The following is a 14,787-nucleotide window of genomic DNA, read 5'->3' as shown; positions in this document are numbered from 1 at the left end:
GCGCCGCCGCAGCGGCGCAAGCGGCTTAACGCCACTGGTACAGCAGCGGCTCCCCGGCGACATAGCGCTGAAGATCGGCGGCAATCATCGCCGTGTGTTTGGCGATACTCTCCCGGGTGGCTCCGGCGATATGCGGCGTGATAATCACGTTATCGAACTCGGTGACAAAAGGATGATCGCGCCACAGCGGTTCGCGGTGATAGACATCCAGCGCCGCGCCGCCCAGCGGGCCGTGACGCAGGGCATCAATCAGCGCCGCCTCGTCGACCACCGCCGCGCGAGAGGTATTGATCAGCAGCGCGCCGGGCTTCATGCTGTTTAACAGCGCCGCATTCACCAGCCCGTCACTGTGCGGCCCGCTGCTCAGATGCAGGCTGACGATATCCGCCTCGCGGAACAGCGCCTCCAGGGTCGTTTTCTGTAGTCCTGGCTCATTGATATCCTCTGCGGCGACGAACGGATCCACCACCAACACCGCCATGCCGAACGCCCGGGCGATACGCGCCACCCGGCGGCCAATGTTGCCATACCCCACCAGCCCCAGCGTTTTATTGCGCAGTTCACTGCCTTTAAACACTTCATAGGGGCTTTCCGGGCTCACGTCCCAGACCACATCCCGCCGCAGACCCTGCTGGGTGGCGGCGGCGGCATTGTCAGCCTGCGTGAATTCCCCCCGCTTCAGCGCCGCATGGGATTGCGGAATATGGCGCGCCAGGCTGAGCATCAGGCCAAGCGTCAGCTCCGCGGCGGCATCGGCATTGCGCCCCGGGGTGTAGAGCACCCGGATGCCGCGCGCCTGCGCAGCCTGGGTATCAATATTCACCGGATTCGCGCGGGTGCAGGCGATCACCTGCAGGCGCGGACAGGCGGCCATTACCGCGTCTGTCACCTCATCGTAGCTGGTCACCAGCACCTCGGCGTCATGGGCCAGCTCAATCAGCTGACCGGCGCTAAGTTTCGGTTTTCCCAGCGCCCATCCCTCCACCAGCAGCTCGCCCAGCTGGTGGAAGGCGCTAAGGTCACCAGCATGCTCGGCGGTAAAAACGATTTTCATGGTTGTCGGTCCTGAGAAAAAGATTGAAGGGCGGCCTGTCTGGCCTGCCATACCGGCAGCATCTGCTCACGCAGCAGGCGGTAAACGGGATACAGCGCCGCGTAGCGGGCATGCGCCTGAGGGCGCGGCTGATAGCGGGTCTGCGCCAGCGGAGGCGTCTCGGCCAGCGCCGCGACGCTGCGGGCCGCCAGAATCGCCGCGCCGCGCGCGCTCAGTTCGTTAAAGGCGCTGGAGACCACCGTACGCCCGGTACAGTCGGCGATAATCTGCAGCCAGGTCGCCGAGGCTGCGCCGCCGCCGGTCAGATACAGCTCGCCGCCCTGCGGATAACCCTGTAGCGCATCGACAATGGCGAAGGCCAGGCCTTCAAACACCGCGCGCTGCAGTTCGGCGCGGGTGGTGTGCGGGCTAATGCCGAAAAAGCCGGCCCGCGCGTCCGGGCTGTAAAACGGCGCACGTTCGCCATTGAGGTACGGCTGCCAGAAGACGCCGCCGCTGCCTGGCTCCACCTCCGCGATCGCCTGCTCCAGCCGATCCAGATCGGCGTCCAGCGAAATATGCTGCTGCAGCCAGTCAATGTTTGGCGTACCGGCCTGCATCGGAAACAGCGAGATCACCTGCCCGGCTTCGGTATGGGTGACAAAGCGCGTCGCCTCGTTCACCGTCTGCGGGCCGCGGCAGACGATCCCGGTGCAGCAGGTAGTGCCGAGGATCGTGTAGATATCCCCTTCGTTGACCGCGCCGCAGCCCAGCGCGGCGCTACAGACATCCAGCGCCCCGGCGGCCACCGGCGTCGCGGCGGGCAGCCCGGTCAGCGCCGCCACCGCATCGCTCAGCGTGCCGGCCGGAGCATCCGGGGCCAGCAGCGGGGGAAACAGCGGCAGCAGTTCGTTCAGCCCCATCTCGTTCATCACCACCGAGGACCAGTTGCCGGTCTGCTGATTGAGTAACGAGCTGCTGGCGTCCGTCAGCTCCAGCGCCGCCACGCCGGTCAGGCGAAAGCGGATCCAGTCCTTGGCGAAAAACAGATAGCGCGCGGCCGCCAGCCGCGCCGGCTGATAGTGTTTCAGCCAGTACAGCTGCAGGCTGGTATTGCAGGGCTGCAGGTGGGTGCCGGTATCGGCGAAATAGCGGCGGTCGAAGCCGGGTCGGCGCAGCAGGTCGCTCATCAGCTCGTGGCTGCGGGTATCGCTCCACAGGATCCCCGGGCCCACCGGTTCGCCCTGCTCATCGCTGAGCCAGACCCCCTCCCCTTGCCCGGCGAGGCCGATGGCCCGCAGCCGCCCCGCCTGTAGCGCCGGGTGGCGGGCAATCTGGCGCAGAATAGCCAGCACCGAATGCCACAGCTGGGTCATATCCTGTTCCGCGTAGCCATTGGCCGACAGGCGGGGTGAGGTGTTTTCCGCGGCGCTGGCGCAGGCGGTGAAATGCTGATCAAACAGCACCGCTTTCACCCGCGAGGTGCCGATATCGATCCCAAGATAAAAATCCATACCTGCTCCGGCTCAGGGCTCGTAGCGGCGGCGCATCAGCTCGCACTCGAACAGGAACTCCAGCCCCTCCAGTTGACGGCGGGCCTCCTGAATATCTTTCCCCCAGCAGGTCAGGCCGTGGCCGCGCAGCAGAAAGCCGTAGCGCAGCGGGCGCGTTTGCGCATAATCGGCAATCCGCGCCGCCAGGGCGTCAATATCCTGGTCATTATCAAAGATGGCGACCGGAACGGTATCGAGATGGCTGTGCTGCCCGCTAAGGGTTTTCTGCATTTCATACCCCTGCAGCGCCAGCGTGTCGCTTTTTTCGATGCGCGACAGCACGGTGGCGTTGACGGTATGCACATGCAGCACCACGTTGGCTTCCGGGAACAGGCGATACACCAGGGTGTGCAGGCCGGTCTCGGCCGACGGCTTCCGTCCGGAAGGCGCCTGGTTGGTGGCGATCTCAACCTGCAGAAAATCCTCGGTCGTCAGGCTGCCTTTGTCGCGGCCCGACTCGCTTAGCCAGCACCAGGTGTCATCCTGACGCACCGACATATTGCCGCCGGTCGCCGGCGCCCAGCCTTTCGCCCCGATCCAATGACAGGTGGTGACCAGTTGCGCGAGTCTTTCTTGCCACATAGCAGTTCCTTAGGTTAGCGATGATTTATTTAGCCGTCTAAATGGCTATTTATCCGATACTAACACCGCTAACCGGAGGGGACAATATTTCAGGAAACACACACAAGACAAATGGTTATATCATAAATGCATATTAAATAACCCTTATTCACAGTGATTTAACCAACCGTTTTCAGTACACCGCTATTCTCCACTACTCGCTGGCCAAAAACTGGCGGATCGCCCTGGCTGAAATTCTCCTCCTGCGCCAGGGATGCGCTCGCCGCCCTCTTCTGCCCTGGACTGGTGCAAAACATGGCAGGATGCCCACTAAAATGGCATCTCCTCCTCTTTACCTCCTCATTACTGTGCACTGTGCACATCCTGTGATATTCCCCGTGCCCGGTTTTTCCTGGCACATCTCTTGCTACTTCCGGCTATCACCGCCCATCTACCAGCCAGAGGTTCCAGGATGTCAAACAGCAATGATTTTCCCCTCGTCGAAGCGCCCGCCGCCGGACGCAAAGGCGTATTTTCCATCGCCATGGTGTTGTTCAGCTTTACCTTTTTCACCGGCACGATGTTTGCCGGCGGCAAACTCGGCGTCTCCTTTTCCATCGTCAATCTGCTGTGGATAGCCGTCATCGGCAACGCCTTGCTGGCCCTCTATGCCGCGTCGCTGGGCTGGATCGCCGCGCGCAGCGGCCTGAATACGGTGCTGATGGGCCGGTTCTGCTTCGGGGAGATCGGCAGCAAGCTGGCCGATTTTATTCTTGGTTTTGCCGAGCTGGGCTGGTACGCCTGGGGGACCGCCACGGTCGCTATCTCGCTGGTGAAGATCCTCGCCCTGCCCGAGGCGCTGACCCAGCCGCTGATGGTGCTGTTTGGCATTTTGTTCTGCGTCACCGCGCTGGTGGGCTACAAGGGACTGGACGCGCTGTCGCGCCTGTCGGTGCCATTGATGTTTGTGCTGCTGATGGTCTCCATGTATCTGGCGCTGCACCACGCCGGCGGCTGGCAGGCGATGACCCATATTGCCCCGAGCGACACCATGACCTGGTCGGCGGCCATCACCATGGTCTTCGGGACCTTCGCCAGCGGCGCCACCCAGGCGACGAACTGGACCCGGCTGGCTAACTCCAGCCGGACCGCCATTCTCGCCAGCATGGGCAGCTTCCTCATCGGCAACGGGCTGATGATCGTCGCCGGCGCCTGGTGCGCCATCGTTTATCAACAGGCCGATATTGTGGAAGTTCTGATCCTGCAGGGGCTGTCGGTCGCCGCGGTGATCATGCTGTGTCTCAACCTGCTGACCATTCAGGGGCCCACCATCTATAACGTCTCCGCCGCCGCCTGCCATCTGCTGCGCAGCGAACGTCGCCGGACGCTAACCATCGCCGCCGCCGGGGTGGGCATTGTGCTCGCTATTGGCGGTATGTATGAAATGCTGATCCCCTTCCTTGTGCTGCTGGGCAGTATTATTCCGCCCATTGGCGGGGTGATCCTCGCCGACTACTGGTTCGCCCGCGGCGGGCGCTATCCCCTGCTGCAGAACGCCCGCCTGCCGCGTTTTAACTGGCTGGGACTCGGCGCCTACGCCGCCGGCGCGGTGGTGGCCTATCTGTCACCGTGGATCGCGCCGCTGGTGGGGATCACCGTCTCCGCGCTGGTCTATATCGTCCTGAGCCTGCTAAGCAAACGCCAGCCTGCCGCCGTCGCGGAGCAGGAGCCATGAGCCTGACGGTCAGCGAACTGCTGGCCCTTGAGGGACTCTCCGCCCTGCGTCTGCGGGCGGGAAAGCAAGGGCTGCAGCGGGCCGTACGCTGGTATTACGTGGCGGAAAATGAACATATCGCCGAGTGGATCATGGGCGGCGAGCTGGTCTTTATTACCGGCATCAACCATCCCCGTGATGAAGCCAACCTGATCCAGTTGCTGATGGAGGGAAAACAGCGCGGCATCGCCGGGATGGTGATCCTCACCGGCGAGGCCTATATCCACGCCATTCCCGCCACGCTGATCGCCCTTGCCGACGAGCTGGGCATTCCGCTGATTGAGCAGCCCTACCTGCTGAAGATGGTAATTGTCACCGAGCGCATCGGCACCGCGCTGGTCCGCAGTGAAAACGCCCTGCAGTCACAGCGCGACATTCTGATGCAGCTGGTCACCGGCGACTATCCGGATCTGCAGATGCTCCATCAGCGCGCCCTCCATCAGCAGCTCGATTTTACCCGTCCGCTGCGGCTGGCGGCGCTGCGTCTGGAGGGGCTGTCCCGCCTGTTTCGCCAGTTCCCGCCCGAGCAGGCCGAAGCCTGGCTGCTGCAGGCCCACCGCAGCGTGCGTCAGCAGCTGCAGCAGCAGCTCAACCAGCAGGGCAACCCCTTCCCGCTGCTGGAGCGCAGCAATATGTTTCTTTTCCTGCTGCCGGATGAGGAGGGGGAAGGCTTTCAGCAGAAAAAATGGCTGCAGCAGTGGCTGCAGGCGCTGGCGGACGGAGAGGAGGGTTTGTCGCTGCTCTGCGGCCTCTCCGCACCGGTCAGGCAGCTGCAGGGTTACCCGCGGGCGCTGTCGCAGGCGCGCCAGGCGCTGGATCTGTGCGATACCCTGCGGCCGACCCAGCGTATCAGCGACTATCAGCAGTTGGGGTTTATCAAATTGCTGTCCGCGGTCAGCGACCCGGCGCTGCTCAACGATTTTATGCACGACACCCTGGGCTGCCTGATCGAACCGGGCCGCAAAGCGCCATGGCTGCTGCTGGAGACCCTCGAGACGCTGCTGCAGGAGAACGGCAACGTGGTGCGGGCCGCCGACCGGCTGGGCCTGCATCGCAACACATTGCATCAGCGCATCCAGCGTATTGAAAAACTGACCGGCTACCCGGTCAGCCACCCCCAGTTTCATCTCAACGCCTCGGTCGCGCTGGTGATCTGGCGTTTATCGCAAAACCATTTACAGGACCCACCATGAAAATTATTAACGCTCGCCTGCGCCGCCAGGAGGCGCTGTTTACCCTTGACCTGCAGGACGGGATGATTCACCGCATCTCCGCCCAGGCCGCGATGCAGAGTGCCGACGCCGGGGATATCGACGCCCAGGGCCGGCTGGCGATCCCGCCCTTCGTCGAGCCGCATATCCATCTTGACGCCACCCTCACCGCGGGCGAGCCGGAGTGGAACCGCAGCGGCACCCTGTTTGAAGGCATCACCCGCTGGAGCCAGCGCAAAGCGAGTATTACCCCGGAGGACACCCGCCAGCGGGCGCTGAAAACCATCGGCATGCTGCGCGACTTCGGCGTCCAGCACGTCCGGACCCATGTGGATGTCACCGATCCGTCGCTGGCGGCCCTGAAGGCGCTGCTGGCGGTGAAACAAGAGGCCGCCGATCTTATCGATCTGCAGATTGTCGCCTTCCCGCAGGAGGGAATCGAATCGTACCCCGACGGCCGCGGACTCATGACCCGCGCCATCGAGATGGGCGCCGACGTGGTGGGCGGCATTCCGCACTATGAGAACACCCGCGACAAAGGGGTCAGCTCGGTGATGTTTTTGATGGACCTCGCCCAGCGTTACGGCCGCCTGGTGGATGTCCACTGCGATGAAATCGACGATCCGCAATCGCGTTTCCTTGAAGTACTGGCGGAGGAGGCGCGGGTGCGCGGCATGGGGGCGCAGGTCACCGCCAGCCACACCTGCGCGATGGGCTCTTATGATAACGCCTACTGCTCAAAGCTGTTTCGCCTGCTGAAAGCCTCGGGCATCAACTTCATCTCCTGCCCGACCGAAAGCATTCATCTGCAGGGCCGGTTTGACAGCTGGCCGAAACGGCGCGGCGTCACCCGGGTGGCGGAGCTGGATCGCGCCGGCATCAACGTCTGCTTTGCCCAGGACTCGATTCAGGATCCGTGGTACCCGCTGGGGAACGGCAATATCCTGCGCATTCTGGATGCCGGGCTGCACATCTGCCATATGCTCGGCTATGACGATCTGCAGCGCTGCCTCGACTTCGTCACCGACAACAGCGCCCGGGCGCTGTGTCTGGGCGATAACTACGGCCTCGCCGAAGGCCGCCCGGCGAACCTGCTGATCCTCGATGCGGAAAACGACTACGAGGCCGTCCGTCGTCAGGCACGGGTGCTGACCTCCATTCGCCACGGCAAGGTGATTTTGCAGCGTGAGGTGGAGCACATCCGCTACCCGGCATAAGGCGCAAGGCGCTGCGCGTCGGCGCCTTTCTGTGATACCTTTTCAGGCAGTGTGCGTGACCGACGCCCGCCCGGGCGTCGGCTTCCTGGAAAACAGACGGCGCGAAACGACGATGAGCGATAAAAAATGGATTAAGGCCGAGGACGTGGCCAGACTGGCCGGCGTCTCGCGCTCGGCGGTCTCCCGCACCTTCACCCCCGGCGCCTCGGTGTCGGAGAAGACCCGGCAGAAGGTGCTGAGCGCCGCGGAAGCCCTGGGCTATCAGGTGAATATCATCGCCCGGACGATGATCACTGGCAGCAGTAATTTTATCGGCATCGTCACCGCCGGTTTCGACAACCCGTTTCGCAGCAAACTGCTGGCGCCGCTGGTCCATCAGCTGGCGCTCAATGGCTTTATGCCGCTGCTGATGAACGCTGACGATCCGCAGCAGCTCGCCCCCTCGCTTAAACAACTGCTGAGCTATCACGTCGCCGGGGTGATCATCACCTCCGGCGCGCCGCCGCTGTCGCTGGCGGAAGAGTATCTGGCGCGCAAGATCCCCGTCACCCTGATCAACCGCCATGCGGACCTCGCCGGCTGCGACCGGGTGTGCAGCGATAACGCCCAGGGAGCAAAGCTGGTGGCGGATCTATTCAGTCGTCGAGGCTGGCAGCAGGTTGGCTTTATTGGCGAAAATCGCGAGAACTTCAGCACCCGCCAGCGCTATGACGCTTTCATCGCCCGGACGTCGGGTATGGCGGTGAGCAGCCGCTTCTGCGACGGCGGCGGCTATCAGGCCGGCTACCAGGCCGCCAGAGAATTGGTTGCTGAAAACCCCGGAGTGCAGGCGCTGTTCTGCGCCACCGATATGCTCGCGCTGGGCGCCCTGGATGGCCTGCGGGACGCCCCCGCCCCGCTGCCGGCCATCGTCGGCTTTGACGATATCCCGCAGGCGGACTGGCAGCCCTATCAGCTCACCACCGTCCAGCAGAATACCGCCCTGCTGGCGCACCACGCGGTGGAGCTGTTGATGACGCGGATCGCCCGCTTCAGCCTGCCCTCACGCCATCGCGAAGTGCCGGTGAAACTAATTATTCGTCATAGTGCGAAATGAAAAAATCATTTTATGCTGGAGCGATCACAGAATCTTCTGCGAAACCCGGCCACACTCATTCGGCCCTTCGGGGCTGTTTTTTTCACGCAAAATGCACACGTGTGCAAAATAGGGAGTCACTATGCAATCTCAGGAATCAGAAGCGCTACAGGCCCGCTACCGTCTGGCCTGCGAGCTGGCGAAAGCGGGGGCTGAGCTGGCGTTTGAATACTATCAACAGCGCGAGGCGCTGACCGTCGACTATAAAGGCGATGACCTGCAGGATGTGGTCAGCGTGGCCGACAAACGGGTGGAGGCCTTTGTCAAACAGCGCATTCAGAGCGCGTTTCCGCAAGATGGCTTTCTCGGCGAAGAGAGCGGCGCTCGCCTGCCCGACGCGCGAGTGCTGTGGGTGGTCGACCCCATCGATGGCACCAGCTGTTTCCTCAACGGCCTGCACACCTGGTGCCTGTCGCTGGCGATCGTCGCCGACGGCGAACCGGTCATCGGCGTGGTCTACGACCCCAACCATCGCGAGCTGTTTCACGCCCTGCGGGGCCATGGCGCCTGGCTCAACGACGCCCCGATCCGTCCACACCCCGCGACGACGGTCAAAGAGGGCGTGATGGGCGTCGGCACCTCGCATCGCGTCACCCCGGCGGACTTTCTGCCGTTTCTGCAGGCGCTGCTCAGCGACGGCGGCATGTTTATCCGCAACGGTTCCGGGGCGTTGATGAGCGCCTGGGCGGCGGCGGGCCGGTTGATTGGCTACTACGAGCCGCACATGAACCCGTGGGACGCTCTGCCGGGGCTGGTGCTGATGCGCGAAGCGGGCGGCGCCAGCAACGATTTTCTGGCGCAGGAGGGGATCCAGCGCGGCAACCCGCTACTGCTGGCCAGCCAGACGCTCTACCCGCAGCTGAAAAAGATGATCCCACAACCCTTACATTAACCCTTACGGGTCAGGCTATTTCTGATTATGTACTCTACACAGTAACGATAACTTCATTCACGGACGAACCACATCAATCAGTCAGGCCTCCGACCTGCGGAGAACCACCTATGTCTGGAATTATCGCTTTTTTCCGGGCGTCGCCGCCGAAAGCGGGCGCCGCGTTTGATGAACAGCGTTTTCGCCGGGTGCGCTGGCAAACCTTTATCGCCATGACCCTGGCCTACGTCACCTTTTACGTCTGCCGGTTATCCTTCACCGTCGCCAAAAGCGCGCTGGTGGATCTGGGGATCACCCCGACGGAGCTGGGCATGATCGGCTCAACCCTGTTCTTCAGCTACGCCATCGGCAAGCTGGTCAACGGCTTTATCGCCGATCACGCCAACGTGGTGCGCTATATGAGCCTCGGTTTATTGCTCAGCGCCGGGATGAACCTGATGATGGGGATGACCACCAACGCCCTGCTGCTGGCCATCTTCTGGGGGATCAACGGCTGGGCCCAGTCGATGGGCGTCGGCCCCTGCGCGGTCTCGCTGGCGCGCTGGTACGGCGTTAAGGAGCGCGGCACCTTCTATGGCATCTGGTCGACGGCGCATAATATCGGCGAGGCGGTGACCTATATGGTGATCGCCGCAGTGATCGCCGGATTTGGCTGGCAGATGGGCTACCTGTCCACCGCCGCGCTCGGCGCCGCCGGGGTGGTGCTGCTGGTGCTGTTCATGCACGATTCGCCGCAGAGCAGTGGCTTCCCGTCCATCAACGTCATCCGCGATGAACCGCAGGAGGAGGCCGAAGCCCGCGGCTCAGTGTTTAAAAACCAGCTGCTGGCGCTGCGCAACCCGGCGCTGTGGACCCTCGCCCTCGCCTCCGCCTTTATGTACATCGACCGCTACGCCGTCAACTCGTGGGGGATCTTCTTTCTCGAGCAGGATAAAGCTTATTCCACGCTGGAGGCGTCCGGGATTATCGGCGTCAACGCCATCGCCGGGATCGCCGGGACCATCATCGCCGGCATGCTCTCCGACCGCTTTTTCCCACGCAACCGCAGCGTGATGGCCGGGTTTATCAGCCTGCTGAACACCGCCGGCTTCGCCCTGATGCTCTGGTCGCCGCACAATTATTACACTGACATTCTGGCGATGGTTATCTTCGGGGCCACCATTGGCGCCCTGACCTGCTTCCTTGGCGGGCTGATCGCCGTCGATATCTCCTCGCGCAAAGCCGCCGGGGCCGCGCTCGGCACCATCGGCATCGCCAGCTACGCCGGCGCCGGCCTGGGCGAGTTTCTCACCGGGATCATTATTGATAAAACGGCTATCCTTGAGAACGGCAAAACGCTGTATGATTTCAGCACGTTGGCGCTGTTCTGGGTGGGTACCGGTCTGGGTTCCGCGCTACTCTGTTTTACCACTGCCGCCATCGTCGCCCGGCGCCATGCCGTCGAACGGCAGACCTCGTTCTCCTCATAACCGATTAACGAATTAAGGAAGAAGATATGATGCCTGCAAGACATCAGGGGCTGTTACGCCTGTTTATCGCCTGCGCGCTGCCGCTGCTGGCGCTGCAATCTGCTGCCGCCGCGGACTGGCAGCTGGAGAAAGTGGTCGAGCTCAGCCGCCACGGTATCCGCCCGCCGACGGCCGGCAACCGGGAAGCCATCGAGGCCGCCACCGGCCGACCGTGGACCGAGTGGACCACCCATGACGGCGAGCTCACCGGCCATGGCTATGCCGCCGTGGTTAACAAAGGACGTGAGGAAGGCCAGCACTATCGCCAGCTCGGCCTGCTGCAGGCGGGATGCCCGACGGCGGAGTCGATTTACGTGCGCGCCAGCCCGCTGCAGCGGACGCGGGCGACCGCCCAGGCGCTGGTGGATGGCGCCTTCCCCGGCTGCGGCGTCGCTATCCATTATGTCAGCGGGGATGCCGATCCCCTGTTTCAGACCGACAAGTTCGCCGCCACGCAAACCGACCCCGCCCGCCAGCTGGCGGCGGTGAAAGAGAAGGCCGGGGATCTGGCGCAGCGTCGGCAGGCGCTGGCGCCGGCCATCCAGCTATTGCAACAGGCGGTTTGTCAGGCCGATAAACCCTGCCCGATCTTCGACACCCCCTGGCAGGTGGAGCAGAGCAAAAGCGGGAAAACCACTATTAGCGGACTGAGCGTGATGGCCAATATGGTGGAGACGCTGCGTCTCGGCTGGAGTGAAAACCTGCCTCTCAGCCAGCTGGCGTGGGGCAAGATCACCCAGGCCAGGCAGATCACCGCCCTGCTGCCGCTGTTAACGGAAAACTACGATCTGAGTAACGACGTGCTGTATACCGCGCAAAAACGCGGGTCGGTGCTGCTCAACGCCATGCTCGACGGCGTCAAACCGGAGGCGAATCCGAACGTACGCTGGCTGCTGCTGGTGGCGCATGACACCAATATCGCCATGGTGCGCACGCTGATGAACTTTAGCTGGCAGCTGCCGGGCTACAGCCGGGGAAATATCCCGCCGGGCAGTAGCCTGGTGCTGGAGCGCTGGCGCAACGCGAAGAGCGGGGAACGCTATCTGCGGGTCTATTTCCAGGCGCAAGGCCTCGACGACCTGCGTCGTCTGCAGACGCCGGACGCGCAGCACCCGATGCTGCGTCAGGAGTGGCGTCAGCCGGGCTGCCGTCAGACCGACGTCGGTACGCTGTGTCCCTTCCAGGCGGCTATTACCGCCCTCGGTCAGCGTATCGACCGGCCGTCCGCCCCGGCGGTAGCCATGGTCCTGCCGTAGCAATGCAGCGCTTGCCCGGGCCCGGGAAAGCCATTTTTTCCAGGCCCGGCACGGTGTCGGCTATCCATTGTCCGGCGCAAACGCCCCGGCGGCGACCTGCGCCGGGGTGACCACCCCGCTGTCCAGCACCCAGCCGCTCACCAGCCCAGCAGGCGTGACGTCGAACGCCGGATTGTAAACGGCAGCCCCCGTCGGCGCCCACTGTACCGCGCCGAAGCTGCCCGCCACCCCGGTCACTTCCGCCGCCGCGCGCTGCTCAATGGGGATCGCCGCGCCGTTCGGGCAATGGCGGTCGAGGGTGGTCTGCGGGGCAGCGACGTAAAACGGGATCTGGTGATAATGGGCCAAAACCGCCAGGGAATAGGTGCCGATTTTATTCGCCACGTCGCCGTTGGCAGCGATACGGTCGGCGCCGACCCACACCGCATCCACCTGCCCCTGCGCCATCAGGCTGGCGGCCATTGAATCGGTGATCAACTGATACGGCACGCCCAGTTCGCCCAGCTCCCAGGCGGTTAAACGTCCGCCCTGCAGCAGTGGCCGGGTTTCATCGACCCACACGCTGGCCACCTTTCCCTGCCGGTGCGCCAGCGCGATAACCCCCAGGGCGGTCCCTACCCCGGCGGTCGCCAGGCCACCGGTGTTGCAGTGGGTCAGCAGTCGACTGCCGGGCTTCACCAGCGCACTGCCCGCCTCAGCGATGCGGTCGCACAGCTGTTTATCTTCTTCGACCAGACGCAAAGCTTCCGCTTCCAGCGCCTGCGGGTAATCTTCCCGGGCCAGCGCCTGCTTCATGCGATCCAGATTATTCATCAGGTTGACCGCCGTCGGCCGCGCCGCGCGCAGCGTCTCCAGCGCCTGCTGGAGTGCATCCCGGTTCAGGCCGCGCTGGGCCAGCAGAGCCAGCAGCAGGCTGGCGGACAGGCCAATCAGCGGCGCGCCGCGCACCCGCAGGGCATGAATATGGTCCACCAGCAGCGCAACGTTATCCGCCGCCAGCCAGCGTTTCTCCTGCGGCAAGGCCTGCTGGTCGAGAATAAAAAGCTGATTTTCACTCACCCGCAGGCTGGTGGTCTGTAATGTCTGCATGTCGTTAAATCCCTGTTGCGTTGTTGTATCACATTGTGTCAGGATGGAATCCAGAAGTATAGACGTCTGAACGGCTTAATCAGAATTCGAGGATCGAGGCAATGTCGCAATACCATACCTTCACCGCCCACGATGCCGTGGCTTACGCGCAGCAGTTCGCCGGCATCGACAACCCATCTGAGCTGGTCAGCGCGCAGGAAGTGGGCGATGGCAACCTCAATCTGGTGTTTAAAGTGTTCGATCGCCAGGGCGTCAGCCGGGCGATCGTCAAACAGGCCCTGCCCTACGTGCGCTGTGTCGGCGAATCCTGGCCCCTGACCCTCGACCGCGCCCGTCTGGAAGCGCAGACCCTGGTCGCCCACTATCAGCACAGTCCGCAGCACACGGTAAAAATCCATCACTTTGATCCCGAGCTGGCGGTGATGGTGATGGAAGATCTTTCCGACCACCGCATCTGGCGCGGGGAGCTTATCGCTAACGTCTACTACCCGCAGGCGGCCCGCCAGCTTGGCGACTATCTGGCGCAGGTGCTGTTCCACACCAGCGATTTCTATCTCCATCCCCACGAGAAAAAAGCGCAGGTGGCGCAGTTTAGTAACCCGGCGATGTGCGAGATCACCGAGGATCTGTTCTTTAACGACCCGTATCAGATCCACGAGCGTAATAACTACCCGGCGGAGCTGGAGGCCGATGTTGCCGTCCTGCGCGACGACGCCCAGCTAAAGCTGGCGGTGGCGGCGCTGAAGCATCGTTTCTTTGCCCATGCGGAAGCGCTGCTGCACGGCGATATCCACAGCGGGTCGATCTTCGTTGCCGAAGGCAGCCTGAAGGCCATCGACGCCGAGTTCGGCTATTTCGGCCCCATTGGCTTCGATATCGGCACCGCCATCGGCAACTTGCTGCTTAACTACTGCGGCCTGCCGGGCCAGCTCGGCATTCGCGACGCCGCCGCCGCACGCGAGCAGCGACTGAACGATATCCACCAGCTGTGGACCACCTTCGCCGAACGCTTCCAGGCGCTGGCGGCGGAGAAAACCCGCGACGCGGCCCTGGCTTACCCCGGCTACGCTTCCGCCTTTCTGAAGAAAGTCTGGGCCGACGCGGTTGGCTTCTGCGGCAGCGAACTGATCCGCCGCAGCGTCGGGCTGTCGCACGTCGCGGATATCGACACTATCCGGGACGACGCCATGCGCCATGAATGCCTGCGCCACGCCATTACCCTCGGCAAAGCGCTGATTGTGCTGGCCGAGCGTATCGACAGCGTCGACGAGCTGCTGGCGCGGGTACGCCAGTACAGCTGAGTGCGCCTGTTTTCCCTCACCCCGGCCCTCTCCCATAGGGAGAGGGAGCACACCCTAAAAAAGGCCATTGTCATTGCCTTTTTGCGTTTACCTTGCCCTCACCCCAACCCTCTCCCACAGGGAGAGGGAGCAAACCCTAAAAAAGTGCAATCATCAGGGATTGCCCGGCGGCGCTGCGCTTGCGCGGGCCTACAGATAACCGCATGACGGTTTGATCTTGCAGTCTTTTGTAGGCCGGGTAAGGCGAAAGCCGCCAC

12 protein-coding genes are annotated in these 14,787 nt (G+C 63.1%); 8 read left to right on the top strand and 4 right to left on the bottom strand.

Annotated elements, in window-relative coordinates; genetic code table 11:
• Nucleotides 1-25: 25 nt before the first annotated feature.
• Genes HMPREF3096_RS14870 through HMPREF3096_RS14860 form a run of 3 tightly spaced genes read right to left on the bottom strand, consistent with a single transcriptional unit; the run spans nt 26 to nt 3,168 of the window.
• On the bottom strand, nt 26-1,054 hold the full coding sequence (locus tag HMPREF3096_RS14870) for a 2-hydroxyacid dehydrogenase (protein ID WP_012542472.1): 1,029 nt from the start codon (nt 1,052-1,054) through the stop codon (nt 26-28).
• Nucleotides 1,051-2,547 carry an FGGY-family carbohydrate kinase gene (locus HMPREF3096_RS14865; RefSeq protein ID WP_032729628.1) on the bottom strand — a complete coding sequence of 499 codons (1,497 nt, stop codon included), beginning with the start codon at nt 2,545-2,547 and terminating at the stop codon, nt 1,051-1,053. The genes HMPREF3096_RS14870 and HMPREF3096_RS14865 overlap by 4 nt, the downstream gene beginning before the upstream one ends.
• A 12-nt stretch (nt 2,548-2,559) precedes the next feature.
• Complete coding sequence (locus tag HMPREF3096_RS14860) at nt 2,560-3,168, bottom strand: methylthioribulose 1-phosphate dehydratase (protein ID WP_008805607.1); 609 nt, start codon at nt 3,166-3,168, stop codon at nt 2,560-2,562.
• Between the two features lie 451 nt (nt 3,169-3,619).
• Between HMPREF3096_RS14860 and codB the strand changes: the two genes are divergently transcribed.
• The 7 genes from codB to HMPREF3096_RS14825 all read left to right on the top strand — a co-directional run bounded on the left by codB (nt 3,620) and on the right by HMPREF3096_RS14825 (nt 12,140).
• Complete coding sequence (gene codB / locus HMPREF3096_RS14855) at nt 3,620-4,882, top strand: cytosine permease (RefSeq protein ID WP_023339778.1); 1,263 nt, start codon at nt 3,620-3,622, stop codon at nt 4,880-4,882.
• Nucleotides 4,879-6,114 carry a PucR family transcriptional regulator gene (locus HMPREF3096_RS14850; protein ID WP_012542475.1) on the top strand — a complete coding sequence of 412 codons (1,236 nt, stop codon included), beginning with the start codon at nt 4,879-4,881 and terminating at the stop codon, nt 6,112-6,114. The genes codB and HMPREF3096_RS14850 overlap by 4 nt, the downstream gene beginning before the upstream one ends.
• Nucleotides 6,111-7,349 carry a cytosine deaminase gene (codA, locus tag HMPREF3096_RS14845; RefSeq protein ID WP_008805604.1) on the top strand — a complete coding sequence of 413 codons (1,239 nt, stop codon included), beginning with the start codon at nt 6,111-6,113 and terminating at the stop codon, nt 7,347-7,349. Before HMPREF3096_RS14850 ends, codA begins: the two co-directional genes overlap by 4 nt.
• A 145-nt stretch (nt 7,350-7,494) precedes the next feature.
• Complete coding sequence (locus HMPREF3096_RS14840; RefSeq protein WP_162822767.1) at nt 7,495-8,445, top strand: LacI family DNA-binding transcriptional regulator; 951 nt, start codon at nt 7,495-7,497, stop codon at nt 8,443-8,445.
• Between the two features lie 121 nt (nt 8,446-8,566).
• Entirely contained in the window at nt 8,567-9,376 is an 810-nt protein-coding gene (locus HMPREF3096_RS14835; protein ID WP_012968714.1) for an inositol monophosphatase family protein, read from the top strand.
• Nucleotides 9,377-9,486: 110 nt separating this feature from the next.
• Complete coding sequence (locus HMPREF3096_RS14830; RefSeq protein ID WP_023297211.1) at nt 9,487-10,845, top strand: MFS transporter; 1,359 nt, start codon at nt 9,487-9,489, stop codon at nt 10,843-10,845.
• A 26-nt stretch (nt 10,846-10,871) separates the two neighbouring features.
• A complete protein-coding gene (locus tag HMPREF3096_RS14825; RefSeq protein WP_032729622.1) occupies nt 10,872-12,140 on the top strand; it encodes a histidine phosphatase family protein in 1,269 nt (422 codons plus the stop codon).
• Nucleotides 12,141-12,200: 60 nt separating this feature from the next.
• Here HMPREF3096_RS14825 and mtnA read toward each other — a convergent pair whose 3' ends face one another.
• Nucleotides 12,201-13,229, bottom strand: coding sequence for an S-methyl-5-thioribose-1-phosphate isomerase (gene mtnA, locus HMPREF3096_RS14820; RefSeq protein WP_023322216.1), 1,029 nt, complete (start codon nt 13,227-13,229; stop codon nt 12,201-12,203).
• Between the two features lie 101 nt (nt 13,230-13,330).
• On the opposite strand from mtnA, the gene mtnK reads away from it, so the two are divergent.
• The gene (mtnK, locus tag HMPREF3096_RS14815) at nt 13,331-14,530 is read left to right on the top strand and encodes an S-methyl-5-thioribose kinase (protein WP_032729618.1); all 1,200 of its coding nucleotides are present in this window, start codon (nt 13,331-13,333) and stop codon (nt 14,528-14,530) included.
• Nucleotides 14,531-14,787 lie beyond the last annotated feature (257 nt).

The organism is Klebsiella sp. HMSC25G12 (assembly GCF_001807705.1).
GTDB classification, from domain to species: Bacteria; Pseudomonadota; Gammaproteobacteria; order Enterobacterales; family Enterobacteriaceae; genus Klebsiella; species Klebsiella variicola.
This window is presented reverse-complemented; position numbering and strand designations above follow the sequence as displayed.

Bases quoted from the DNA above. Each gene is read 5' to 3' on its own strand.
- HMPREF3096_RS14870 (WP_012542472.1), bottom strand. From the start codon at position 1,054: ATGAAAATCGTTTTTACCGCCGAGCATGCTGGTGACCTTAGCGCCTTC.
- HMPREF3096_RS14865 (WP_032729628.1), bottom strand. From the start codon at position 2,547: ATGGATTTTTATCTTGGGATCGATATCGGCACCTCGCGGGTGAAAGCG.
- HMPREF3096_RS14860 (WP_008805607.1), bottom strand. From the start codon at position 3,168: ATGTGGCAAGAAAGACTCGCGCAACTGGTCACCACCTGTCATTGGATC.
- codB (WP_023339778.1), top strand. From the start codon at position 3,620: ATGTCAAACAGCAATGATTTTCCCCTCGTCGAAGCGCCCGCCGCCGGA.
- HMPREF3096_RS14850 (WP_012542475.1), top strand. From the start codon at position 4,879: ATGAGCCTGACGGTCAGCGAACTGCTGGCCCTTGAGGGACTCTCCGCC.
- codA (WP_008805604.1), top strand. From the start codon at position 6,111: ATGAAAATTATTAACGCTCGCCTGCGCCGCCAGGAGGCGCTGTTTACC.
- HMPREF3096_RS14835 (WP_012968714.1), top strand. From the start codon at position 8,567: ATGCAATCTCAGGAATCAGAAGCGCTACAGGCCCGCTACCGTCTGGCC.
- HMPREF3096_RS14830 (WP_023297211.1), top strand. From the start codon at position 9,487: ATGTCTGGAATTATCGCTTTTTTCCGGGCGTCGCCGCCGAAAGCGGGC.
- HMPREF3096_RS14825 (WP_032729622.1), top strand. From the start codon at position 10,872: ATGATGCCTGCAAGACATCAGGGGCTGTTACGCCTGTTTATCGCCTGC.
- mtnA (WP_023322216.1), bottom strand. From the start codon at position 13,229: ATGCAGACATTACAGACCACCAGCCTGCGGGTGAGTGAAAATCAGCTT.
- mtnK (WP_032729618.1), top strand. From the start codon at position 13,331: ATGTCGCAATACCATACCTTCACCGCCCACGATGCCGTGGCTTACGCG.